The organism is Microcella sp. (genome assembly GCF_025808395.1).
Classification (GTDB): domain Bacteria; phylum Actinomycetota; class Actinomycetes; order Actinomycetales; family Microbacteriaceae; genus Microcella.
The window spans coordinates 2,563,880-2,587,019 of record NZ_CP075524.1; the positions used below are offsets into that span (position 1 = coordinate 2,563,880).

Genomic DNA, 23,140 nt, shown 5'->3' on the forward strand with positions numbered 1-23,140 from the left:
ACTGCGGTGCACGGCGCCTCGCTACGCTGACCTCGAGCAAAGGAGCCTCATGGCAGATCATTCGTCAGACAGCTATGAACGACTCGGACCAATCGACTACGTCGTCATCGAGTTCCCTGGCGGAAACGTTACGGGGGCGGGCTTTCGCCGCATCGTCGAACTGGTGGATGCTGCGCGCATTCTCGTGCTCGACCTCGAGTTCGTGCGCACCGACGCCGACGGCGAGGTGAGCACGATGGAAGCCCACGACCTCGGCGAGATCGACGGAGTCGACATGGCCTTCTTCGACGGCGCCGCCAGCTACCTTCTCGATGACGACGACATTCTCGAGATCGGCCAATCGATGTCGTCGAACAGCGTTGCCGCCATTGTGATCTACGAAGAGTTGTCGATGGTGTCGGCGCTCGCCGCGTGGGAGGGCGAGGGGGCAGTGCTGCTCGCCGAAGGTCCGATTGAGGTCGAGGCGCTCGTTGCCGCGATTGATGAAACAGAGAAAGACTGACCATGAGACTTCTCAGAACCGCCACCCACGCCGCCGTCGCGAGCTCGGTGCACGGCAAAGTGCAGCGCCGACAGCATTCGAAGTGGGCTCAGCAGGCGGCCGCGGCTCCGGCCGCCGCGCCTGCAGCAGCAGCGCCGGCACCGGAGCCGGCTGCGGCAAGCGACATGAGCGCCACACTGGAGCAGCTGAAGCAGTTGGGCGAACTGCGCGATGCCGGAATCCTGACCCCTGAAGAGTTCGAGGCCAAGAAAGCCGTCATTCTGGGCTGATCGCTACGAGCGGCGCCCCTAGTTGTTGAGCAGAACGAACAGCAACGTGGTGCCGCTCACCGTGAGGCCCACGAGGCCGATGATGAGCACCCACGTGACGATCTTCATGTTGCGCACTTTGCCCATGAAGCCGACGGGGCGGTCGTCGTGATCTGACATGGTGCGAGCCTACCGCCGACTCGCATCACCGCAGGTCGGCGAGCGCGGCGATGAGTTCGCCCACGGTGTGGCCAGCATTCGACGGGTGCCTGAGCGGTTGCGTCGGAACGACTGAGTAGTGGTTGCGGCGCCCTCGCCGCTCTCGCTCGAGGTAACCCGTGGCGGCGAGGTCGCCCAAGATCGTGACGGTTGAGCGAGTCGAGATTCCGACCTCGTCGGCGAGTTGTTGCACTGTCGCGTCGGGGTTCTTCGCGACGGCGACGAGCACGTGTGCGTGGTGCGTCAGAAAGGTCCACGTCGACATCGCTCCATTCTGCCAGCCCGGACAAAAAGGGTGAAGTGCACTTCCTGTATAGTGTTCAAAGCGTGAAGCACGCTTCATCTATCTAGTCGCCCGGAGCCGCCCCGTGATTCTTGAGACTGCCGTCGCCAATCTGCTCTCACCCCCCGTTCTCGCCTTCCTGCTCGGCGTGATCGCGGTCGCCGTGCGATCAGACCTGCGTGTGCCCGAGGCGCTCACCAAGACCATCTCGCTCTACCTTCTGCTCGCGATCGGTCTCAAAGGAGGCATGGCGCTGAGAGAAGCAACCTTCACCGAGGTGATCGGGCCGCTCGTGCTGTCGTTGCTGCTCGGCGTCGCGATTCCGTTCGTCGTCTTCATCGTGCTGGGCGTCGTGTCGCGTCTCGGCCCCGTCGATCGCGGCAGCGTCGCTGCGCACTATGGCTCGACATCGCTCGTCACCTTCACGGCCGCGCTCGTCTTTCTCGAATCGCTCGCGATCGAGTACCCCGGGTATGCCCCCGCGCTTCTGACGGTGCTCGAGATTCCGGGCATCGTGGTCGGCATCGTGCTGGCTAGTCGCGCGTCGACCACGGGGGTGCGCTGGGGGGCTGCGCTGCACGAGGTCTTTGCCGGCACGTCGATCTTCTTACTCACGGGTGGTCTGCTGCTCGGTCTCATCGTCGGTGAAACCGGCTACGCGGGGGTGCGCCCGTTCTTCGAAGAACCGTTTCGCGGCGTGCTCGCCCTGTTTTTGCTGAGTCTCGGAATCGAAGCGGGTCAGCGATTCGGCTCGCTGCGGCATGCCGGTTATGGGGTGCTCGTGTTCGCAGCGGTCTTTCCGTTCGTGGTCGGCAGCGCCGTTGCGGCGATCGCGGTGCTCGCCGGCATGGGCCAAGGTGGCGCCGTCGTGCTCGCGATCTTGTGCGGCAGCGCCTCATACATCGCGGCGCCGGCCGCTGTGCGGCTCGCGCTGCCTGATGCGAACCTCGCTGTTCCACTCGCGGCCAGCATTGGCGTGACGTTTCCGATCAACCTCGCTCTGGGCATCCCGTATCTCACGTGGCTGTCGGCAGTGCTCACCGGGTGAGCACTGCCCGTCAGCGTGCGATGAGCACGTCGAGCGCCATACCGGGGCAGGCGAAGCGCTCGAAGTCGGCGAGATCATCGCCGCGCAGAGTGTCACCCGTCGCGCGCGCGGGGCTCGTCGAGAGCAAGACTCTGCCGACACCGTTGACGATCGAGATGTCGTCGCCGAAGGCGGCGAGCCGAGGCGTGAGGTCTCGCTCGACGCGATCGATGAGCAGGTCGAGAGCGACGGCGCCAACGAACTCGCCGTCGATGTGCACCGGAGCCGCAACGGTAATCGTGTATTCATCGCTGCACAGGTAGTCGACGTATGGACCGGCGACGTGCGGCTGACCAGTGGCGAGCGGCACTCGATACCACTCGAGCTCGCTGTAGTCGATGTGTTCTTTGTTCACCGACTGTGCGGCGAGCACGAGCTGGGCGCGTTCGGGCCCCTGCCACCAGGCGAGGTGACTGTTGGCGTCGGCGAGAAAGTCGAGGGCGGCGATGAACCCGGCACCGTACACGGGCAGGTCGATCGTGTCGAAGACCGCCTGCGCTTCGGGTTCGACAAGATCGTCGAGTCGGTCGATCGTCAATGGCTCCTGTCGGCGCAACTCGGCCAGTTCGAGGGCGAGCGAGTCTTTCCAGGTCGCCAGAGCGTCGATGGCCCGGCCGAAGTAGTCGGTCACGAGGTCGACGGGGTGGTCGGCGGTGCGCGACGCGGGCGATGCGGGGTGGATGCTCACGCGGTGCTCCTCTCGGTGCGGGTCGTGGCGAGCGGCGTCGGGCCGCTGTGACGTTCACGATAGGCGATGAGCCACTCGACGGCATGACGCACGCTCTCGCGCAGCGCCTCGGTGGCGCCGCTCGCGTCTGCGGCCTCGACCGCCGTCAGCACGGCGAGCAGTCGCTCGCGTGAGAGTTGACGACTCTCAGGCTCGGTGTCGATGAGGGCGAGCAGGGGCGAGAACTCGCCCTGCAGCTTCATCTGCTCGCGCGTGAGCCGAGCAGACTGGCTGAGCGCCGCGACCTCGATGACCGCATCATCTGAGGCTCGGCGCCACGCGGCCAGGTCATGGTCGTCGACGCGTTCGAGTCGCGTGCGAATCATGATGGTTTCGCTCGGGTCGGCCCGCCGTGCGGCGAGTTCGACACACGCAGCCGTGATGGCGACGTAGTGCTGGGCGGCGTCACGCAGGCTCACTCGAGAACTGTCGGCGAGCGCGCGAGTGGCGAAGCGGACTGGGTCGGCGCTGTCGGCGATGAAACTACCGCCGTTGCGACCGCGCCGCGTCACGATGAGCCCGCGTTCGCGCAGTGCGAGCAGTGCTTCTCGAGCGGTCGCGGGGGCGACCCCGAAAGCGGCGGCAAGCTCGGTCTCGGCGGGCAGTCGCTCGCCCGCCGCGAGCACGCCGCCCATGATCGCTTCGGCGATGCGCCGCTCGACGAGTGCGGCTCGACCTTCGTCGCCGATCGGCTGAAACACGGCGCTGTGCAGTCGGGTCGGTCGACCCGAGCGGGGCGCAGCGCTGCGGGGGCTCATGCCCTCATTGTCTCGCACGGGCAAGGGAGTCGGCTGAGTGGGCGCGGTGGGAGCATCCACGTTCTTGCTCCTCTCTGCGCACGCCTCTGTCGCGCAATCGCCGCACCCCTGTTACGCGATTGAAACAAAAGATATGAAACTATAGCTTTAGAGTTCTAGCACCGACCACAACGATGTCTCGGAGGAATACCGTCGCAATGTCTGCCCCTGAAGCGTCGACCACGACCGCCACACCCGACCCTGAGCACGGCCACGGCGGGGTCGAGCTCACCACCGTGACGAAGCGATTCGGCGACACCGTCGCCGTCGACAACTTGACCTTGAGCGTCGAGTCTGGCGAGTTCTTCTCGATGCTCGGCCCCTCGGGGTCTGGCAAGACCACCGTGCTGCGGCTCATCGCCGGGTTCGAAGAGGTCACCGGGGGCACCATCACCATCGCGGGAACCGATGTGACGCGCGCTGCCCCGTTCGACCGCACCGTCAACACGGTGTTTCAGGACTACGCGCTTTTTCCGCACATGACCATCGCCGACAACGTGGGTTACGGCCTGCGTGTGCGCAAAGTCGACAAGGCCGAGCAGCAGCGCAGAGTCGGCGAGGCGCTCGAACAAGTGCGGCTCAGCGAGCACGCCAACCGACTGCCTCACCAACTGTCGGGCGGCCAGCGCCAGCGCATCGCCCTCGCCCGCGCCCTCATTCTGAAGCCTCGTGTGCTGCTGCTCGACGAGCCGCTCGGCGCCCTCGACAAGCAGCTGCGCGAACAAATGCAGATCGAGCTCAAGCAGATTCAGCGCGAGGTGGGCATCACTTTCATCTTCGTCACACACGATCAAGAAGAAGCTCTCACCCTCAGCGACCGCATCGCCGTGTTCAACAACGGCCGCGTCGAGCAGGTCGGAACCCCGCGCGAGGTCTACGAATACCCGCAGACCGCCTTCGTCGCTGGCTTTCTGGGCATCTCGAACCTCATCGACGACGCCCACGCAGAACGGCTCACCGGTGTGCCCATGGCCCTGAGCGTGCGCCCCGAACGCGTACGCCTCGTGGATGCTCGCACCGAGCCCGCCGCCCACGAGACCAGCGTCGACGGCACGATCGTCGAGACGGTCTACACCGGCCCGACGACGCGGTTCATCGTCGACACCGTCGACGGCCTGCGCATCGTCGCCGAACGCCACAACGACCACGCGCCGAGCGACAACGCACCCTTCCACCGCGGCGACACCGTGCGCGCGGTGTGGGTGACCGAGCACGCTGCCGTCGTTCCCTGAATCGTCACCATTGCCGCCACCACAGCCCGCTCTATCGAACCGCACCATCCCACACCAAGGAGAAACCATGAAAAGCAAGTTGATGGCAGTCTCTGCCATGACGGCTGCCGCGGCGCTGCTGCTGGCAGGCTGTGCCACCTCGGCCGGCGAAGAGACCCCCGGTGGGCTCGTCTTCGACGTGCCAGACGTGCCCATGCTCGACGCACTCGGTGACCCCGAAGGCTCAGTCGACATCGTCGCGTGGTCGGGCTTCGTCGAACCCGCCTGGGCCGACACCTTCACCGAAGAGACCGGCTGCGTGGTCAACCGCCGCGTTGCCGGCACGAGTGACGAGATGGTGCAGCTCATGCGCACCGGCGACTATGACCTGGTGTCGGCCTCCGGCGACGCGAGCCTGCGTCTCATTGTCGGCGGCGACGTCGCGCCGATCAACACGGCACTGATTCCGAACTTCTCTGACGACATCGTTGCGGGAATGAAGGGTCAGCTGTACGACACGATCAACGGCAACGTCTACGGCATTCCGATCGGGCGCGGCGCCAACATTCTGCAGTACAACGCCGATGTCGTCACCGAGACGCCCACCAGCTGGGACATCGTCTGGGAGGCCGACAGCCCCTATGCCGGTCAGGTCACGGCCTACGACGCCCCGATCTACATCGCCGACGCCGCGGTCTACCTGATGTACCACCAGCCTGAGCTGGGCATCCAGAACCCGTACGCGCTCGACGAGACGCAGCTGGCCGCCGCGGTCGACCTGCTCAAGAAGCAGAACGCGATCGTCAGCGAATACTGGGCAGACCCGGTCGCACAGATCACCTCGTTCCTCGGCGGCACCACCGTCGCCGGCACGTCATGGGAGATCTTGCGCAAGCTGACTGCCGACGACCGCATGCAGGGCACGCTGCCGCAAGAGGGCTCGACCGGTTGGTCGGACGCGTGGATGATCTCGAGCGAGTCAGACGCACCCACGTGCGCCTACCTCTGGATGGACTACACCAGCCAGGCTGACGTCAACGGTGCCATCGCCATGAACTTCGGCATGGCTCCCGCCAACGGCGCGTTCTGCGAGTCGAGCGACGAAGCTGCCGCTCACTGTGAAGAGTTCAACGCTCTGAACGAAGAGTACTTCGAGAATGTCTGGTACTGGACCACCCCCATCGAGCAGTGCATCGACGGTCGCACCGAGGTGCGTTGCACGAGCTTCCAGGAGTGGACCAACGCCTGGGCAACCATCAAGGGCTAGACCCTGACCGCGGTGGGGCGAAGCCGAACACTTCGCCCCACCGCACCACCGTCACCACCCCACGCCTCGAACCGCACGAAGGACGACTGTGACCACGACGACGACTGAGCGGCCGCCGACGACGCCCCGGCCCGCGCCGGCGAGCAAGCCCGTCTCGACGCTGCTCTACCGGCACCGCTGGATGCGCCTGGTGGGGCTGTTGAGCCTGCCGCTGACCTGGCTCGTGGGGCTCTACATCGTGTCGCTCGCACTGCTGCTCGTCACGGCGTTCTGGTATATCGACTCGTTCACCTCGAAGGTGATTCCGGGTTTCACTCTGCAGAACTTCGCGCTCGTGTTCAGCGAGCCCGCCTACATCAATACCTCGCTTCGCACCCTCGGCATCGCCCTCTCGGTGACCCTGCTGAGCGCGCTCTTCGCGATTCCGCTCGGCATCTTCATGGCGAAACTTGCCTCGCCCTGGGTGCGCGCGGTGCTCGCCGTCGCCATCACCCTGCCGCTCTGGGCTGGCTACCTCGTGAAGATTCTCGCCATGCGCATCACCTTCACCGAAGAGGGGCTCTTCAACTGGCTGATGGCGCCCTTCGGCATCAGCGGGCCCGGCTTCAGCATCCTCACTGTCGTTCTCACGCTCACCTACCTGTGGTTTCCGTATATGGCGCTTCCCGTCTACACGGCCATTCGGCAGATTCCTGTCAACCTGTTCGACGCATCGTCTGACCTCGGGGCGCGCGGGTTCACCACGATTCGCACGGTGGTGCTGCCGCTTCTTTGGCCCGCCCTGATCGCCGGCAGTGTCTTCACGTTCTCGCTGAGCCTCGGCGATTACATCGTCGCCCGCTTTGTCGGCGGGGCGAACTCGCAGATGATCGGCAGCATCATCGCCTCGAACATCAACCTCAACCCGCCGGTCGCTGCAGCGTTCTCGGTGATACCGATCGGGTTCGTCGTCATCTACCTGCTCGTCACCCGGCGCACCGGCGCCCTCGAAAGAATGTGAGGCGGCCATGCTGAGGCTCACTCGAGGCGCCAAAGTCTCGTTCGGCGTCATCGTCGCGATCGTGCTGATCTTCATGTACGCGCCGCTGTTTCTCGTCATCATCAACTCGTTCAACGAAGCGCCGATCGCCAACTGGCCGATTCGCGGGTTCACGTTCGATTGGTGGGTTCGGGCCTTCGAGAACGACGCGCTGTGGGCGGCCGTGCGCAACTCGTTCATCGTCGCGACAGGTGCCATGGTCATCGCCCTGCTGCTGGGCACGCTCGCGGCTTTCGCGCTGCAGCGCTACGACTTCTTCGGCAAGAGCACCGTCAACCTGCTCATCGTGTTGCCGATCGCGCTGCCCGGCGTCGTCACGGGTGTGGCGTTCAGCAACTCGTTCAACAACGTGCTCGAGCCCATCGGCATTCAGGTGGGCTATTTCGGCATGATCATCGCGCACGCTACCTTCTGCATTGTCATGGTGTTCAACAACGTGTTCGCCCGGTTGCGTCGCATGAACCCGAGCATGCAAGAGGCCTCGATGGATCTCGGAGCGAGCCTGTGGCAAACCTTCCGCCTGGTGACTTTTCCGCAGTTTCGCACTGCGTTCGTCGCTGGCGGCCTGCTCGCGTTCGCTTTGAGCTTCGACGAGATCGTGGTGACGATCTTCACGGCCCCCGCCGGCGTCGACACGCTGCCGCTGTGGATGTTCAACCAGATGGCGAGGCCCAACGAGGCCACTCAGGTGAACGTGATTGCGACGGTGCTGATTCTGCTGTCGTTCATTCCGGTCTACGTCTCGCAGAGGCTCAGTCGTGCCGAAGAAGACGAGCGGTAGCCGAGCGTCTCAGCTCACAGATCGAGTTCGAGCATGGGCGACCAGTCGCCGATGCTCTCGCTGAAGCTGAGCGCTGCAGCGCTCGTCTGCACGATCACGGTCGAGCCGCTCGTCACGCACACGTCATACTGCACCCCCGGCATCGACGTCACCCGCACGAAGCCACCGCCGCTGCGAATGGCGGCGATGATGCTTTCACGCAGCTGATCGAGATCGGCCGAGGTCGGAAGGGGAATGCGAAAAGCGTTGACGATGAGCGTTGACGTAGTCACGATGGCCTCCAGGTTGCAGGCCACGCTAGTCGGCACTCGAGATTGTTGAAACGGCCTTGCGCATTCGGCAACGAAACGCTAGCGAGTGCGCGCCACTACTCGACAGAGGTTGGGGGCGGGTCGTCGTTGAGGTGCACAGCGCCGCCGGCAGAGGTCAAGATCAGGTGCTCGATCCACTCGCGGTTGAGCGAGGGCGGGCGCGAGCCCGAGTAGGTGATGTGAATCGGCACACCGTTGTCGACCCACAGGGCGTGGCGCCCGCTGCCCGCGTCTGCGGGCAGCGCCCAGGTGAGAAAGAAGTTTTCGCCTCGCCGCAGCTTCGTGCTGATGACGACCTGCATGTGCGCCAGCAGGCGATCGTCGAAAGAAAAATCTTCGTTGTGATAGCGCAGAACGCCCACGTGAAACCCCCCATGAACCCGTGCTCGCATGTCGATGAGAGTTCAGCGGTTGAGTATATACCCCCCGTTTGGGGGTCAAGCAAGGTGTTCGCTGTCAGTACGTCGCGCGACCCCCGCTGATGTCGTACACCGCTCCCGTCGAGAAGCTGACCTTGTCGCTGCAGAGCCAGGCGATGAGTTCGGCCACCTCTTCGGCGGTGCCCACGCGCTTCATGGGGATGAGATTGGTGATGTGCTCGAGCACCTCGGGCGCCGTCGTGGCGTTCATCGGAGTGTTAATGACCGCCGGGGCGATGGCGTTGACGAGAACCCCCGTGGTTGCCAGTTCTTTACCCGCCGACTTGGTCAGAGCGATGACGGCGGCCTTCGTCGCCGAGTATGCCGCGAGGTTTGGGTTGCCGTCTTTGCCTGCCATGCTCGCGAGGTTGACGATGCGGCCCCACCCTCGTTCGATCATGCCGGGGATGCTCGCCCGCATGGTCGCGACTGTGCCGAGCACGTTCACCTCGAAGGTGCGGCGCCATTCGTCTGCGGTGGTCTCGATGAGTGGCTTGTTGGGCCCGACGATGCCGGCCGAGTTGACGAGCACGTCGATGCCGCCGGCCTCGCGCACCGCTGCCGCCACGGCGGCGTCGTCGGTGACGTCGACGTGAGCATCCACGTCGCCGGTGAGATCGAGGGTGACCACCTCGAGGCCGTCAGCCCGCAGCCGCACGGCGGCGGCCGCGCCCAGCCCGCTCGCGGCCCCCGTGACGAGCGCTCGTCTCATCGTGGGGCCACCACTCGCTGGTGCTGCGTGCCGAGGCCGTCGATGCTGAGCCGCATCGTGTCGCCGATCTGCAAGTAGGTCGGGGGAGTCATGCCGAGGCCCACGCCCGGCGGGGTTCCGGTGTTGATGAGATCGCCGGGCTCGAGCACCATGAATTGGCTGACGTAGTGCACGATCGTCAGCGGGTCGAAGACCATGGTCGAGGTTGACCCCGTCTGACGCCGCTCGTCGTTGACGTCGAGGCTCATGCCGAGGTTCATGACCTCGAGCTCGTCGGGCGTGGCGAGCCACGGGCCGGTGGGGTTAAAGGTTTCGGCCGACTTGCCTTTGAGCCATTGGCCGCCCCGCTCGAGCTGAAACGCGCGCTCGCTCACGTCGTTGACGAGCACATAGCCGGCGATCGCGTCGGCCGCCTGCTCGCGACTCTTGAGGTAGCTCGTGCGTCGGCCGATGACGATGCCCAACTCGACCTCCCAGTCGAGTTTGGTGGCTCCGCGCGGCATGATCACGTTGTCGTTCGGCCCGACCATGGTGTTGGGACTCTTGGTGAACAGAATCGGTTCGTCGGGCACCGGCATGCCCGATTCGGCAGCGTGGTCGCTGTAGTTGAGGCCGATGCAGATGATCTGATGCGGCCGGGCGATCGGGGCGCCGATGCGCTGATCTCTCAAGGGATGCACGGTGCCCGCCGCGATGCGCTCGGCCACGATCGGGGCGAGGTGGTCGAGCCCGCCGCTGCCGAACCAGCGCTCGTCGAATTCGTCGACGACATCGGCGAGATCGACGTACGACCGCTCGTCGGCGGGGGTGTCGGGGTGCGAAGCGAGGGCGGCGGGTGTCTCGTGCCCGGGCTCGCCGATGCGCATGAGTCTCATGAGGGCCTTTCGGTGCGCGGCGCCGCGAACGTCGGCGTCCGGGTGTCAGCGTATCGCTTTACATATGATCTAACGACTCGCGACGAGTCTGCTCAGGCCTTCCAGCGGGCGGCGATTGGCGAACGCGACCACGGCATCCACGGTCTTCCAGGTCACCCTTCCCTGCGACATCTGGGCGAGACCCCGCAGGGGCAGTTCGGCGACGGTGCGCTCGATGAGCGCCATCGAAGCAGGGTCGTTCTTGTCGTCGTCGCTCAGCGGCATCATGCGTCTCATCGCCCACGACAGTGCACGGCCTGTGAGGGTGTGGGCGATGTCGCCGATCGTCGACTCGCGCGTGAAGGGGCGCGCGGGCGCCGCAGCAGGAATCTTGCGACCGAGACGCCGCGCCCACAGCGCATCGCTCGCCGCGATCGGGGGCGTGCTCGATGGCTCGCCCGAGTCGGTCGCGGTGCCCTTGACATCGAGCGTGACGACCGCCTCGACGAGCTCGCTCGAGCGCGCGACCTCGAGGTCGACAGGGCCGCGCGGCAGCGCCCAGCTGCTGGTGCGAGCATCCCAGAAGCGAAGGTCATCGGCGTCGACCGAGACCTCGATCGCCCGGGTCTCACCCGGCCCGAGCGGCGCCCGCGCGAATCCGACGAGTTCGCGGCGCGGCCGCAGCACCACCCCCGAACGGTCGTGCGCGTAGACCTGCACGAGCTCGGTGCGGGCCCGCTCGCCCGTGTTCGTCACCTCGACCGAGATGGTGACGCTGACACCCGCGGCAATGGATGCTGCACTCGCGCGCACCGCCCCCCACTCGCTCGAGCCGTAGCCGAGACCGTGCCCGAACGCGAACGCCGGCGAGACCTCGGCGGTGGTCGCATGCCGGTACCCCACGAACAGCCCCTCTCGGTAGTGCACCTGCGCGCGATCACCCGGAAAGTACGGGTCAGCGGCGACGTCACCCTGCGTCACCGGCCAGGTCTCGGCGAGCCGACCCGCAGGCTCGACCGCACCGAGCAGCGCGTCAGCCAGGGCGCCGCCGCTCGCCTGCCCGCCGAGGTAGCTCAGCAGAATCGCGGCGACCTCATCGCGCCAGGGCAGCAGCACCGGGGCGCCCACGCTGAGTGCGACCACCGTGCGCGGGTTCACGGCGGCCACGGCCTCGACGAGCGCGTCGTGTTGCGCCGGCAGCGCGAGGGTCTCGCGATCGAAGCCCTCACTCTCGGCTATGCCCGGCAGTCCGACCATGACGATCGCGACATCGGCATCGCGCGCAACCGCGACGGCCTCATCGATGAGAACGGCATCGGGGGCAGAACGCACAGGCTCATACCCGGGAGAGTAGGTGACCTCGAAGCCCGCTGCTTCGAGCGCCTCGCGCGCCGTCGTCAACCGGGTCGGAGTCACGAGCGAGCTGCCGCTGCCCTGGTAGCGCGGTGCTTCGGCGAAAGCGCCGATGAGGGCGACGCGGGTGCCGGGCTGGAGCGGAAGGATTCCGTCATTCGTGAGCACGACCGAGCTCGATGCGGCCGCGCGGCGGGCGAGCGCGTCGTGAGCCTCGAGCAGCTCGGGCATCGTGGGGGCTGGCCCGGCGGGGGCATCCATCGCCAGGTCGATGACGCGCTGCGCTGAGAGCGCGACGTGCGCCGGGTCGAGCGTGCCGTCGGCGAGGGCGGCTCGCAGGGCGGGTTCGGTGCCGGCGCCACCGGGCATCTCGAGATCCATGCCGGCGGTGACCCCTGCGGCCCGGTCGGCGGTGGCGCCCCAGTCGCTCACGACGACGCCGTCGAAACCCCACTCGTCGCGCAGAATGTTGGTGAGCAGCCACCGGGCACCGGTCGCGTGGTGGCCGTTGACCCGGTTGTAGGCGGCCATGACCATGCGCGGCGCACTCGCACGCACGGCGAGCTCGAAGCCGCGCAAGTACAGCTCGCGCAGCGTGCGCTCGTCGACGATCGCGTCGATGACGAAGCGCCGGTGCTCTTGATTGTTCACGGCGAAATGCTTGAGGCAGGCCCCCACACCGGTGCTCTGGATGCCCCGCACGGCGCTCGCCGCCAGACGACCGCTCAGTAGCGGGTCTTCGCTGTAGTACTCGAAGTTGCGCCCGCACAGCGGATGCCGCTTGATGTTCAAGCCGGGCCCGAGCACGACGTCGACACCGAGCGCCCGTGCTTCGCGCCCGACGGCCTCGCCGACCTCGCGCACGAGCTGCTCGTCCCAACTGCTGGCGAGGGTCGCGGCGGGCGGAAAGCACGTCGCGGCCACGCTGCTGGCCAGCCCCAAGTGGTCTGTCGCGTCGAGCTGGGCGCGCAGCCCGTGCGGGCCGTCAGCGAGCATGACGCTCCGGATGCCCCGCTCAGGCAGCTCGCGGGTGCGCCAGAAATCGGCTCCCGAAAGCAGCGAGAGCTGCTCGTCGGCGGTGAGGGCTGAGGCGTTCGCGGCGCTGCGATCTGTCACGAGGTCGAGACTATTTCATGGTCGTGCGGTCGCCGTCGTACGCTGTGCACGGCGCAATGGTGCGCCGCGAGAGGAAGCACGATGCCGACCACCTCACCAGAGCAGACGGCGTCGGTCGCCGACCCCACCGAGCGCGTGCCCATCGTCGGCCCCCTGCGCAGTCTGCTGCTGTGGTTCATGCCGGGCACCCTCGGAATCTTCATTCTGTGGGGCGCGATTCCGACGGTGCTGCTGCCGTTGCAGGTCGAGCAGCTCGACCCCGTCAACAAGGTGGCCAACCTCGCCATCGTGACGACGATCGGCGCGCTCGCGGCGATGATCGCGCAACCCGTCGCAGGCACCATCAGCGATCGAACGCGCAGCCGGTTCGGCAACCGGGCGCCCTTCATCATCGGGGGTGCGCTCATCGGCGGCCTCGCCCTGGTGGCCCTCGGCCTCTCGAACACCATCCTGCTCGTCGCACTGTGCTGGGTGCTCGTGCAGGTGTCGTTCAACATCGTGCAGGGGCCGTTCTCGGCGATGCTGCCCGATCGAGTGCCAGAGTCGGTGCGCGGCTCCTTCGCCGCCATGATCGGTGCGATGACGATGGTGGGGTCGCTCGGCGGCGTGATTCTTGCCTCACTGCTCTCGGCGAACATCCCGGGGGCGTACCTCGTGCTTGCGGGAACCTCGGTGGTGCTGCTGACGCTGTTCGCCATCTTCACAGGGCCGCGCGACAACCGTGGTGAGCCGCGCCCCGCCTTCCGGGTGCGCGACTTCGCGATGACCTTCTGGGTGAACCCGATCGCGCACCCCGACTTCTTCTGGGCCTTCACCGGCCGCTTGCTGCTCTACACCGGCTACTTCCTCGTCGTCGCCTATCAGCTGTACCTCTTGCAGGACTACATCGGGCTCGGTGCCGAAGCAGTGGTCTTGCTGCCCTTCGTCTCGGCAGCGGCCCTGCCGACGCTCGTGCTCGCCATCGTCATCTCAGGCCCGTGGTCAGACCGAGTCGGGCGACGCAAACCCTTCGTGTTCGCGTCGTCACTCATCGTCGGGCTTGCGCAGCTCGTGCCGTGGATCTGGCCAACCTTCGAGGGCATGATCGTGTTCGCACTCTTGGCAGGGTTCGGCTTCGGCGCCTTCCAGGCGGTCGACACCGCTCTGGTGTCGCAAGTGCTTCCCGACTCGCATGCCCACGCCAAAGACCTCGGAGTCGTCAACATCGCTGCCACCTTGCCGCAAACCGTGGCACCGGCGCTCGCCGGAGTGGTCGTGTTGACGTTCGGCTTCGCCGGGCTCTTTCCGGCCGCGATCACCCTGAGCGTGCTGGGGGCGTTCGCGGTGCTGCCGATTCGGTCGGTGCGCTGAGCGATGGGCGCATCGCCAGCTAGAACCTGATCGCGTCGATGACCTTGACCCGCAGTGCGACGAGCGCGGGAATGATGCCGGCCGCTGCACCGACCACGACGGCCGAGATGAGCCCGGCCAGCGCCGCGCCGAACGGAAACGGCGGCACGTCTTGCAGGCCAGAGAACATCGCCGAGGTCACCCATTCGCTGCGCATCACGACCACGACGAGCACGATGCCCACGATGCCCGCCACGGTGGTCGCGACGAGATTCTCGAGCAGCACGGCCGCGAACACTCGACCCGACGTGGCACCGAAGCTGCGGCGCACACCGATCTCTCGAATGCGCTGGCGCATGGCGACCAGCTGCACGTTGACGAGACTGAGCGCGCCGAGCAGCAGCACGATGCCGGCGATCGCGCCGCTTACGAGCTGGAACACGAGAATCGAGTCGGTGTAGCCGCTCTGAGAACCCCAGTCGCTGCGATTGAGCGAAAGCACCAGCCCTTCGTCGAGGCCTGCGCGCAAGTCCATCGCCAGCACGGGGCCGAGTTCATCGACCATCGCGGGTGGCACCCAGAACTCACGATTGACGTAGGTGTCAGCCGGAAGCGAGCCTGCTCTGGCGACGTACGAGTCGTAGAGCATGTCGATCTTGTTGTTCGTATCCCAGAAGCCCTCGCGCGGTGTCACGCCCACGATCGGGTAGGTGCCCGCGAGATCGCCCGTCATAGTGAGCGTCGGATGCGTCGAGAGGGGCGGGCTGCCGAGCGACTCCCACAACGGGGTGCTGATGACGACGGGCGGCGCGAGCAGCTCTGCGTCTGAAGCCTGCAGCCATCTGCCCTCAGACACCGTGAGCCGGTGGATCACCGGGTAGTCAGGGTCGATGAGTCGTGCGGCGATGGGCGTCACGCCGTCGATCAGTTGCACGGGCACGGTGATCGAGCCGTCGACCACTCGAGCCGTGTGGCTGAACGAGTAGCGCTCGCTCACCTGCGCCACGTGGGCGTCAATCGCGGCCCAGTCGACGGGCGAGCCGTCAGTGCTCGAGACGTTCATCGCGATCGTGGCGATGCGACCTCCGTAGCGATCAGACTGCTCGGCCATGAGTTGCTTCTGGTACTCGCCGAACGCGACGACGGCGGTGAGGGCCGCCACGGCAATGCCGATGCCGAGCAGGCTCAAGAGCACCCGCAGTCGGTGGGCGCGCAACTCTGCCCAGGCGTCGGTGAGCGCACCGACGAGAGGCACCATGCTGACGCGCGCGGTCATGCCAGACCCTCCCCACCGGAGAGCGTGCTCGCGGCGAACGCTCGGTCGAGGTCGGCCGACTGCAGCACCCCTGCGTCGAGGCGATAGTGCCGCCGTGCTCGGGCGGCCACGTGCAGGTCGTGGGTGATGGTGACGAGTGCGGCGCCAGAGTCGGCGGCGACCTCGTCGAGCAGGGCCATGATGCTCGCCCCCGTGTCGAGGTCGAGCGCACCGGTGGGCTCGTCGGCCAGAATCAGTCGAGGGCTGCGCACGAGGGCGCGGGCGATCGCCACGCGCTGCTGCTCGCCACCAGAGAGCTGATCGGGGGTCGACGCCAGACGGTGCTCGAGGCCCACCCGCTCGAGCATCGCCGTCGCGAGCTCTCGCCGGCGCCAGAACATCGCACCCGTGGCGTAGCTGAGCGGCATGACGACGTTCTCGAGCGCAGTGCGCCCCGCGAGCAGATTGAACTGCTGGAACACGAAGCCGACCTGCCGGCCGCGCAGGCGATCGAGCGCACCCGCACTGAGCGAGGCCGTCGACTGATCGCCGACGAACACCTCGCCAGCACTGGGAGCATCGAGCAGACCGAGAATGTTCAAGAGTGTGGTCTTGCCCGAGCCGCTGCGGCCGACGATCGACACGTGGTCGCCGGCATCGACGTCGAGGTCGACGCCGCGCAGAATGTCCAATCGCGAGTCATCGGGCAGCAGCACGCTCTTCGAGACGCTTCTCAATGAGACCAGACTGGTCACCAGCTGATGCCCGTCTCGCAGAACTCCTGGCCGGGGGCGATCTCGTAGCAGAACTCTTCGACCGGTGCTGCAGCACCGGGAACGAACTGCCGAATGAGTTCGCCTTCTGAGAGCCCGTCGATGACCTCCACCATTGAGCCGTCGCTCACCCCCAGCACGACCTCGCGCGTCTCGGGCTCAGAGCCGTCGCCCTTGTCGACCCAGACGATGCCGCTGCCTGCGCCGCCTTTCACTGCGGTGGTGGGGATGAGCAGCGCGTCATCGACACTGCCGACCGCGATCGTGAGCATCGCTGGCAGCCCGGGAAACACCACCTGATCGGTCGGCACAGAGCATCGCACACTCGTCGTGCCGCCCTCAGACACCTGGGTGCGGAGCCCCGTGCAGTCGAAGGGCGCGGGGCCGCCTGTGATCGTCACGCTGGCGTTCGAGGGGGCATCGAGCAGTCGATACAGCTGCACGGGCTCGACGGTGCTGAGCACGTGATAGCGCGCCGGTTCGAGCGACGCGATCTCGCCGCCCGTCGACACCGTCTGCCCCTTCACGAGCGAAAACTCGGCAAGGTCGCCAGCCTCGGGTGCTGCGATTTCAAACACGCGCGACGGAAAGTCTTGTTTGACGGTGACGAGCACTTGCCCCGCGTACACGGCCTGCCCCTGACTGACGTGCACGTGCGTGATGGTTCCGTTGACTTCTGAGCGCACCGGGTATGCAGCATCGCGCGCGATCGTGCCGCTCAAGGACAACTCATTGACGATCGAGCCGCGCTCAACCGACGTGACCGGATCAGCGATCTCAGCGAACGGTTGCTCGGCGCTGATCTGAGCGTCGGGAAAGAAGGCGAGTTTGGTCAGGGACGCCGCAATGGCGACTCCGATGATGACGAAGAGGATGGGCATGACCCATCGACGCCAAATCTGCATGGTGGTTCCTGTCGATGAAGAGCGGTGGCTCGAGAAGTCAGCGCTCGCACCCCGCAGCGCCCGGGAAGACGCTAACAGCAGTCTTGCGCGATCAGACTCATCCTCAAGTACCGTTTCACGGCGCGAGATGCGTCTTTAGCATGATCTGCCGTGCTGCGACAAGGGGTGTGCTCGCACTGACGGCATGTGCTTGGGTTGGCCGGGCCTTGACGTTCGAGGCCTGCAACATCAACTCGACTGGGAGGTCGACATGGGCATCATCGGATGGATCATTCTCGGATTGGTTGCCGGAGCGATCGCGAAGGCGATTCTGCCGGGGCGCCAGGGTGGCGGCTGGCTCATCACTCTCGTGCTCGGCGTCGTCGGCGCTCTGCTCGGCGGCTTCATCGGAAGCCAGATCTTCGGCGTGGGCATCGACGGGTTCTTCGACCTGAGCACCTGGCTGCTCGCGATCGGCGGCTCGATTCTCGTGCTGCTGATCTACGGCCTCGTCACGCGCGGATCGCGCGCCGGAACCACTCGCTGATCACTGAGCGAGAGAGGGGCCGATGCTGGAAACAGCGTCGGCCCCTTCGCTATTCTTCGCCCGCGATGTGCTCGGGGTCGCTCGTATCGACGAGCCCGATCGCGACGCCGGTGTGGATGAGAAGGTCGGCGACCTGCAGCTGACCCCGACCGTGGTTCACCCGCAGCCAACCGGCGGTGCCGGTCGACAAGATGGCCTCGATCTCGACCTTCAGGTCGCTCGCGTGGCGGGGCACGATGTACTCTTCGCCGTCGTAGTGGATGGTCGTGCGCATCACGCGACCTCACCTTCTGCCGTATCGGCGGTCGGCTCGGGCACGATGTACAGCCCGGCGGGAGTGTTCGCCAGCAGCATGAGCTCGTCGATCCACGCGCGATTCAGCGAGGGTGCTCGGCTGCCGAAATACTTGAACGAGATCGGAATCGTCGGGTGCACCCAGATGACGCTGCGGCCGTTGCCGATCGACGCATCGTCTTTCCAGCTGAAGTAGAAGGCTTCGTTGCGTCGCAACTTGGCGCCCATCACCATCTGCAGATGAGCGAGCGTGCGGTCGTCGAAGTCGGCCGACAGAGTCGAGTCGTAGGTGAGCGTTCCCATCGTTCCCCTCGATGCGCGTGGACGGTCAGGCAAAGCCATTATCTCACCGCGTCGGTCAGTCGTCAGCATCGCCAGAGTGCGTTCTGACCTGTCGCGCACCGAGGCACCGTCGATAGGCTCGCGGCATGACCTGGCGCATGCCCGCAGAGACCGCCCCGCACGATCGCATCTGGATGGCCTTCCCTCGAGAGGGCGAAGTCATGGGCGACAGTTCGGCCGCTCGCGAGGCGACCTACGCGGCTTGGACGAACGTTGCTCATGCGATTCTGCCGTTCGAGCCCGTGACGATGGTCGTCGACCCGAGCGAGCTCGCCCGAGCACGGCAGTTGCTGAGTGCCGAGATCGAGATCGTCGAGGCACCGCTCGACGACTTCTGGATGCGCGACATCGGCCCCACGTTCGTCATCGACGACGAGACGGGCGAGCTCGGTGGCATCGACTGGGTGTTCAACGCCTGGGGTGACCAGGGCGGAGAGTTCGCGCGCGACGCTCTCATCGCCGAGTTCGTGCTCGACCAGGCGGGGGTGACTCGGGTGCCAAGCTTGCTGGTGAACGAGGGCGGAGCGATTCACGTCGACGGCGAAGGCACCGTCATGGTCACCGAGACGGTGCAACTCGACCCGGGTCGCAACCGCTACGCCACGAAAGAGCGGGTCGAGGCCGAACTCGCTCGCACCCTGGGCACCTCGCGAACCATCTGGCTGCCGCGCGGGCTCACGCGCGACTACGAGCCGCTCGGCACGCGCGGGCACGTCGATATGATCGCCACCTTCGCCTCGCCGGGAGTCGTGCTCGTGCACGAGCAGCCAGACGCCTCGCACCCCGACCATGCGGTCATGCGCGAAGTGCGTGCGGTGCTCGAGCAGTCGACGGATGCCGCGGGCCGAAGCCTGCAACTCGTCGACCTGCCGGCCCCGAGTCAGCTCACCGACGACGAAGGATTCGTCGACTGGAACTACGTCAATCACCTCACCGTGAACGGTGGCGTCATCGCGTGCGGCTACGACGATGAGGTGGCGGATGCTCGTGCCCGCGAACTGCTGGGCGCGGCGTACCCCGGGCGCGAGGTGGTCACGGTCGACGCCCGCGAGATTCTCGCGCGGGGCGGCGGCATCCACTGCATCACGCAGCAGCAGCCGCGCGTCGGCAGCGCCGCATGAGTCGCATCGCGCTCGTCGAGACGAGCATCCCGCAGTTGGCGACGGCGCTCGCCGCCGGAAAGGTGACAGCTGTCGACCTCGTGCAGGGCTACCTCGACCGCATCGCGGCCTACGACCGCGAGCCGTCGGCCGATGGCGCCCGCCCCGCCCTCAACGCCGTGATCGTCGACAACCCCGCCGCGCTCGACGAGGCGCGGGCGAGCGACGCACGGCGAGCATCCGGCGCTTCTCTCGGCCCGCTCGACGGCATTCCCTACATCGCGAAAGACAGCTACATGGTGCGCGGCCTCACCGTGGCAAGCGGGTCGCCCGCCTTCGCCGACCTCATCGCGCAGCACGACGCCTTCACCGTCGAGCGTTTGCGCGCCGCCGGCGCGATCTGCCTCGGGCTCACGAACATGCCGCCCATGGCCAACGGCGGCATGCAGCGCGGGCTCTACGGCCGCGCCGAGAGCCCCTACAACCCTGCCTACCTGACGGCACCCTTCGGCTCGGGTTCGTCGAACGGTTCGGGTTCGGGGCTTGCCGCGAGCTTCGCGGCGTTCGCGCTCGCCGAAGAGACGTGGTCGAGTGGCCGAGGCCCGGCGAGCAACAACGGCCTGTGCTGCTACACCCCGAGCTGGGGAGTCATCTCGGTGCGCGGCAACTGGCCACTTGTGCCGACGATGGACGTCGTTGTTCCGTACACGCGCACGATGGCCGAGCTGCTGCTGGTGCTCGACGCAGTGGTGGCCGGCGATGCCACGGCGCGCGGAGACTTCTGGCGCGTGCAGCCGTGGGTGAGCATCCCGCCCGCATCGCAACTGCGCCCCGAGTCATACCCCGCCCTCGCCGACCCGGCCGCACTGCGCGGTGCGCGCCTCGGGGTGCCGCGCCTCTATATCGGCGACACCGCGAACGACGACCCGATCGAGACTCGGCCGTCGGTGATTGCGCAGTGGCAGAAGGCGCGCGCTGATCTCGAGGCGGCGGGCGCGTCAGTAGTCGAGGTCGACCTACCGGTCGTGCGCGACTACGAATCGCGGGGGCGAATGGATGACCGGTCTCTCGTCGCCCGCGGCTTCGTGCCCCCCGGCTATGCCGAGCGTGAGCTCTACGAGCTGAGCATGTGGGGGTGGAGCGAGTTCTTGCGCTCCAACGCCGACCCCGCACTGCATGAGCTCGCCGATGTTCAGCCTGACCTGATCTTTCCGACGCCGCCCGGGTCACTGCCGGGTCGCTACGACGACCACCTCAGCCGGTTCGCGCCCGAAGATGTGCCGCTCGAAGAGTATGTGCACCGCGCTCGCGCACACGGTGTGCCCGAGCTCGACGAGATCGACGATCTGCCCGAGGGGGTGCTCGGCCTCGACCGTGCCCGTCGAGAACTCTTCGACGAGTGGCTTGAGCGCGAAGGCCTTGACGCGATCGTGTTTCCGGCGGTCGCCGACATCGGCCCCGCCGACGCCGACGTGAACCCCGCGAGCGCAGAACTCGCCTGGCGCAACGGCACGTGGGTGGCGAACGGCAACCTCGTGTGGCGGCACCTCGGCATTCCCACGGTGCAAGTGCCGATGGGCTTGCTCGATGACATCGGCATGCCGATCGGCCTCACGTTTGCGGGTCGCGGCTGGGACGACGCCCGACTGCTCGCCTTCGGCGCGGCCTTCGAGGCGTCTGCGCGGCGTGCGGGCTCGGCGCTCGGTAGCACGCGGGTGGCCCCGGCGCTCACGCCCGAACTGCCGGTCGAGGGCTAAGGTCACGAGGTGACCGACAACGAGAACACCCGCGAGATCGACGAGGGAATCGTCACCGATTTCTCGACGCGCATGAGCTACGGCTCATACCTGGCACTCGACGAGCTGCTGCAACTGCAGCGCCCCATCAGCGAGCCCGAGCACCACGACGAGATGCTGTTCATCATCCAGCATCAGACGAGCGAACTCTGGATGAAGCTGCTGCTGCACGAGGCTCGCGCGGCCCGTCAGTGCCTCATTGATGACGACCTCGGCGGTGCGCTGAAGCGCATCGCGCGCATCAAGCACATTCAAGAGGCGCTCATTCAGCAGTGGAGCGTGCTCGCGACACTCACACCCACCGAATACGCCGAGTTCCGCGGTTTTCTCGCCAACTCGTCGGGCTTTCAGTCGCACCAGTACCGCGCTATCGAGTTCATTCTGGGCAACAAGAACGCCGGCATGCTCAGTGTCTTCGAGAGCGACCCGGCGGCACACGCTGTGCTCGACGGGCTACTGCACGAGCCGAGCCTGTACGACGAGTTCTTGCGGCACCTGGCGCGGCAGGGCATCCCGATCCCCGCGAGCGTGCTCGAGCGCGACGTGACGAAGGCGCACGTCTTCACGCCCGAGCTCGTGCCTGTGTTCGTGTCGATCTACGAGGGGGCGCACGGCCCCGACGAGGCGAACTGGCGCGTCTACGAGGCCTGCGAAGAGCTGGTCGACCTCGAAGACAACTTTCAGCTCTGGCGCTTTCGCCACTTGCGCACGGTGCGCCGCACCATCGGGTTCAAGCGCGGCACGGGAGGCTCGGCGGGCGTCGACTTCTTGCAACGAGCGCTCGACCTCACCTTTTTTCCTGAGCTGTACGCGGTGCGCACCGAGATCGGTCAGCAGTGACACCGAAGGTGATGGATGCTCCGCCGGCCGTCTTCGCCGTCGACGACGTCTGGCGCGGCACGTGGATGGGCCCGAGCCTCGTGCGTCGTGGCGGCTCGACGCTGCACTATGTCGGCCCGGTGGACTCGTCGGTGCCAGCCGCCGAGCCATTGCCCGGAGTGCTGCTGCCCGGGTGGTGCGACCACCATGTGCACCTGCAGCTCTTGCCGAACGATGCCCGCACGTCGCTCGCGCAGGGGGGTCTGTCGAGGGTGATCGATCTCGGCGGTGAGCCTCGCGAACTGTCGGAGTTGCCAGTCGTCGATGCCTTCGGCGTCGAGGTCGTGCATGCTGGCGCGTTTCTGACGGCGCCCGGCGGGTACCCGAGCGACCGGGCGTGGGCGCCCACGGGTTCGTGGCGCGAGATCGCCTCGGCCGATGATGCCGAGTCGGCCGTGTTCGAGCAGGTTGCACTGGGCGCATCGCGCATCAAGATCGCCCTCAACGCAGAGGCCGGGCCGGTCTGGAGCGATGCGCTTCTCGCCGAGGTCGTCGCCGACATCCGCGCGGTGGGGCTGCCCGTGGTGGCGCACGTCGAGGGCGCAGGGCAGGCGGCGAGGGCCATCGCGGCCGGCGTCGACGTGCTCGCTCATGCGCCGTTCAGCGAGGTGCTGCCGCACGAGCTCATCACGCAGGCTGTCGCGCAGGGTCAGCGGTGGGTGTCGACGCTCGCCATCCACGCCGATCGCGCGGCAGCGCTCGAGAATGTGCGCGCCTTCCGGGCTGCGGGCGGTGAGGTGCTCTACGGCAGCGACCTCGGCAACGGCGAGCAGCCGCTCGGCGTCAACCAGGCCGAGCTCGCGGCGCTCGCCGAGGCGGGGCTCGATGAGACCGCTGTGCTGCGCGCTCTCGTCGGCGGCTTCGGTCGGGGCCGCTGGAAGAAACGCGTGACCTGGATGCTCGAGCGCCCTGCTTCGGTGCTCGACCTCGCCAGCGCTGTGTCGGTGGGCGTCGGCGATCTCGAGTCGCTCTCTGAGCGGAGCCGGCGCACCCCCGGCTCGTGATTGCCGCAGTC

Annotated in this window: 27 protein-coding genes; 13 read left to right on the forward strand and 14 right to left on the reverse strand. The window is 66.6% G+C overall.

Annotated elements, in window-relative coordinates:
* Positions 1-49: 49 nt before the first annotated feature.
* Entirely contained in the window at positions 50-502 is a 453-nt protein-coding gene (locus KIT89_RS12545; protein ID WP_297602141.1) for a DUF6325 family protein, read from the forward strand.
* 2 nt (positions 503-504) lie between these two features.
* Positions 505-771, forward strand: coding sequence for an SHOCT domain-containing protein (locus KIT89_RS12550; protein WP_297602142.1), 267 nt, complete (start codon positions 505-507; stop codon positions 769-771).
* A gap of 18 nt (positions 772-789) precedes the next feature.
* On the opposite strand, the gene KIT89_RS12555 is transcribed toward KIT89_RS12550, so the two are convergent.
* Together KIT89_RS12555 and KIT89_RS12560 are read right to left on the reverse strand one after the other, a co-directional pair.
* Positions 790-930 carry a hypothetical protein gene (locus KIT89_RS12555; RefSeq protein ID WP_297602143.1) on the reverse strand — a complete coding sequence of 47 codons (141 nt, stop codon included), beginning with the start codon at positions 928-930 and terminating at the stop codon, positions 790-792.
* A gap of 25 nt (positions 931-955) precedes the next feature.
* Positions 956-1,234 (reverse strand): helix-turn-helix domain-containing protein, encoded by a 279-nt coding sequence (locus KIT89_RS12560; protein WP_297602144.1) that lies wholly within the window; start codon positions 1,232-1,234, stop codon positions 956-958.
* Positions 1,235-1,337: 103 nt separating this feature from the next.
* On the opposite strand from KIT89_RS12560, the gene KIT89_RS12565 reads away from it, so the two are divergent.
* Positions 1,338-2,300: a sodium-dependent bicarbonate transport family permease gene (locus tag KIT89_RS12565; protein ID WP_297602145.1), complete on the forward strand. Its 963-nt coding sequence runs from the start codon at positions 1,338-1,340 to the stop codon at positions 2,298-2,300.
* Between the two features lie 10 nt (positions 2,301-2,310).
* Here the strand turns inward: KIT89_RS12565 and KIT89_RS12570 are convergent, their stop codons facing one another.
* Together KIT89_RS12570 and KIT89_RS12575 are read right to left on the reverse strand one after the other, a co-directional pair.
* The gene (locus KIT89_RS12570; protein WP_297602146.1) at positions 2,311-3,027 is read right to left on the reverse strand and encodes a cache domain-containing protein; all 717 of its coding nucleotides are present in this window, start codon (positions 3,025-3,027) and stop codon (positions 2,311-2,313) included.
* Positions 3,024-3,884 (reverse strand): GntR family transcriptional regulator, encoded by an 861-nt coding sequence (locus KIT89_RS12575; RefSeq protein WP_297602147.1) that lies wholly within the window; start codon positions 3,882-3,884, stop codon positions 3,024-3,026. The genes KIT89_RS12570 and KIT89_RS12575 overlap by 4 nt, the downstream gene beginning before the upstream one ends.
* 137 nt (positions 3,885-4,021) lie before the next feature.
* Here KIT89_RS12575 and KIT89_RS12580 point away from each other — a divergent pair, with 137 nt between their 5' ends.
* From KIT89_RS12580 to KIT89_RS12595, 4 genes are all read left to right on the forward strand, one after another.
* Positions 4,022-5,095 carry an ABC transporter ATP-binding protein gene (locus KIT89_RS12580; RefSeq protein WP_297602148.1) on the forward strand — a complete coding sequence of 358 codons (1,074 nt, stop codon included), beginning with the start codon at positions 4,022-4,024 and terminating at the stop codon, positions 5,093-5,095.
* Positions 5,096-5,162: 67 nt separating this feature from the next.
* Positions 5,163-6,341, forward strand: a complete 1,179-nt coding sequence (locus KIT89_RS12585) for an ABC transporter substrate-binding protein (RefSeq protein WP_297602150.1) — start codon at positions 5,163-5,165, stop codon at positions 6,339-6,341.
* Between the two features lie 88 nt (positions 6,342-6,429).
* Positions 6,430-7,341 (forward strand): ABC transporter permease, encoded by a 912-nt coding sequence (locus KIT89_RS12590; protein ID WP_297602151.1) that lies wholly within the window; start codon positions 6,430-6,432, stop codon positions 7,339-7,341.
* A 7-nt stretch (positions 7,342-7,348) separates the two neighbouring features.
* The gene (locus KIT89_RS12595) at positions 7,349-8,161 is read left to right on the forward strand and encodes an ABC transporter permease (protein ID WP_297602152.1); all 813 of its coding nucleotides are present in this window, start codon (positions 7,349-7,351) and stop codon (positions 8,159-8,161) included.
* A gap of 14 nt (positions 8,162-8,175) precedes the next feature.
* Here the strand turns inward: KIT89_RS12595 and KIT89_RS12600 are convergent, their stop codons facing one another.
* From KIT89_RS12600 to KIT89_RS12620, 5 genes are all read right to left on the reverse strand, one after another.
* The gene (locus KIT89_RS12600; protein WP_297602153.1) at positions 8,176-8,433 is read right to left on the reverse strand and encodes a hypothetical protein; all 258 of its coding nucleotides are present in this window, start codon (positions 8,431-8,433) and stop codon (positions 8,176-8,178) included.
* A gap of 95 nt (positions 8,434-8,528) precedes the next feature.
* Entirely contained in the window at positions 8,529-8,834 is a 306-nt protein-coding gene (locus tag KIT89_RS12605; protein ID WP_297602154.1) for a hypothetical protein, read from the reverse strand.
* A 94-nt stretch (positions 8,835-8,928) separates the two neighbouring features.
* Entirely contained in the window at positions 8,929-9,603 is a 675-nt protein-coding gene (locus tag KIT89_RS12610; protein WP_297602155.1) for an SDR family NAD(P)-dependent oxidoreductase, read from the reverse strand.
* On the reverse strand, positions 9,600-10,478 hold the full coding sequence (locus KIT89_RS12615; protein WP_297602156.1) for a fumarylacetoacetate hydrolase family protein: 879 nt from the start codon (positions 10,476-10,478) through the stop codon (positions 9,600-9,602). Before KIT89_RS12615 ends, KIT89_RS12610 begins: the two co-directional genes overlap by 4 nt.
* A 69-nt stretch (positions 10,479-10,547) precedes the next feature.
* Positions 10,548-12,926: a glycoside hydrolase family 3 C-terminal domain-containing protein gene (locus KIT89_RS12620; RefSeq protein ID WP_297602157.1), complete on the reverse strand. Its 2,379-nt coding sequence runs from the start codon at positions 12,924-12,926 to the stop codon at positions 10,548-10,550.
* An 81-nt stretch (positions 12,927-13,007) separates the two neighbouring features.
* Between KIT89_RS12620 and KIT89_RS12625 the strand changes: the two genes are divergently transcribed.
* Positions 13,008-14,276, forward strand: a complete 1,269-nt coding sequence (locus tag KIT89_RS12625; RefSeq protein WP_297602158.1) for an MFS transporter — start codon at positions 13,008-13,010, stop codon at positions 14,274-14,276.
* Positions 14,277-14,295: 19 nt separating this feature from the next.
* On the opposite strand, the gene KIT89_RS12630 is transcribed toward KIT89_RS12625, so the two are convergent.
* The 3 genes from KIT89_RS12630 to KIT89_RS12640 are packed head-to-tail and all read right to left on the reverse strand — an operon-like array spanning position 14,296 to position 17,164.
* The gene (locus tag KIT89_RS12630; RefSeq protein WP_297602159.1) at positions 14,296-15,531 is read right to left on the reverse strand and encodes an ABC transporter permease; all 1,236 of its coding nucleotides are present in this window, start codon (positions 15,529-15,531) and stop codon (positions 14,296-14,298) included.
* On the reverse strand, positions 15,528-16,247 hold the full coding sequence (locus tag KIT89_RS12635) for an ABC transporter ATP-binding protein (RefSeq protein ID WP_297602160.1): 720 nt from the start codon (positions 16,245-16,247) through the stop codon (positions 15,528-15,530). The genes KIT89_RS12630 and KIT89_RS12635 overlap by 4 nt, the downstream gene beginning before the upstream one ends.
* A gap of 14 nt (positions 16,248-16,261) precedes the next feature.
* Complete coding sequence (locus tag KIT89_RS12640; protein ID WP_297602161.1) at positions 16,262-17,164, reverse strand: efflux RND transporter periplasmic adaptor subunit; 903 nt, start codon at positions 17,162-17,164, stop codon at positions 16,262-16,264.
* A 274-nt stretch (positions 17,165-17,438) separates the two neighbouring features.
* On the opposite strand from KIT89_RS12640, the gene KIT89_RS12645 reads away from it, so the two are divergent.
* Entirely contained in the window at positions 17,439-17,714 is a 276-nt protein-coding gene (locus KIT89_RS12645; RefSeq protein WP_297602162.1) for a GlsB/YeaQ/YmgE family stress response membrane protein, read from the forward strand.
* Between the two features lie 49 nt (positions 17,715-17,763).
* Here KIT89_RS12645 and KIT89_RS12650 read toward each other — a convergent pair whose 3' ends face one another.
* Both KIT89_RS12650 and KIT89_RS12655 read right to left on the reverse strand, forming a co-directional pair.
* Positions 17,764-17,991 (reverse strand): hypothetical protein, encoded by a 228-nt coding sequence (locus KIT89_RS12650; RefSeq protein ID WP_297602163.1) that lies wholly within the window; start codon positions 17,989-17,991, stop codon positions 17,764-17,766.
* Positions 17,988-18,311 carry an ATP-dependent DNA ligase gene (locus KIT89_RS12655; RefSeq protein ID WP_297602164.1) on the reverse strand — a complete coding sequence of 108 codons (324 nt, stop codon included), beginning with the start codon at positions 18,309-18,311 and terminating at the stop codon, positions 17,988-17,990. The genes KIT89_RS12650 and KIT89_RS12655 overlap by 4 nt, the downstream gene beginning before the upstream one ends.
* Positions 18,312-18,436: 125 nt before the next feature.
* Here KIT89_RS12655 and KIT89_RS12660 point away from each other — a divergent pair, with 125 nt between their 5' ends.
* The 4 genes from KIT89_RS12660 to KIT89_RS12675 are packed head-to-tail and all read left to right on the forward strand — an operon-like array spanning position 18,437 to position 23,129.
* A complete protein-coding gene (locus KIT89_RS12660; RefSeq protein ID WP_297602165.1) occupies positions 18,437-19,471 on the forward strand; it encodes an agmatine/peptidylarginine deiminase in 1,035 nt (344 codons plus the stop codon).
* Positions 19,468-21,207 (forward strand): amidase, encoded by a 1,740-nt coding sequence (locus KIT89_RS12665; RefSeq protein WP_297602166.1) that lies wholly within the window; start codon positions 19,468-19,470, stop codon positions 21,205-21,207. The genes KIT89_RS12660 and KIT89_RS12665 overlap by 4 nt, the downstream gene beginning before the upstream one ends.
* Before the next feature lie 9 nt (positions 21,208-21,216).
* Positions 21,217-22,086: a tryptophan 2,3-dioxygenase family protein gene (locus KIT89_RS12670; protein WP_297602168.1), complete on the forward strand. Its 870-nt coding sequence runs from the start codon at positions 21,217-21,219 to the stop codon at positions 22,084-22,086.
* Positions 22,083-23,129, forward strand: coding sequence for a hydrolase (locus KIT89_RS12675; RefSeq protein WP_297602170.1), 1,047 nt, complete (start codon positions 22,083-22,085; stop codon positions 23,127-23,129). The genes KIT89_RS12670 and KIT89_RS12675 overlap by 4 nt, the downstream gene beginning before the upstream one ends.
* The last annotated feature ends 11 nt before the right edge of the window (positions 23,130-23,140 follow it).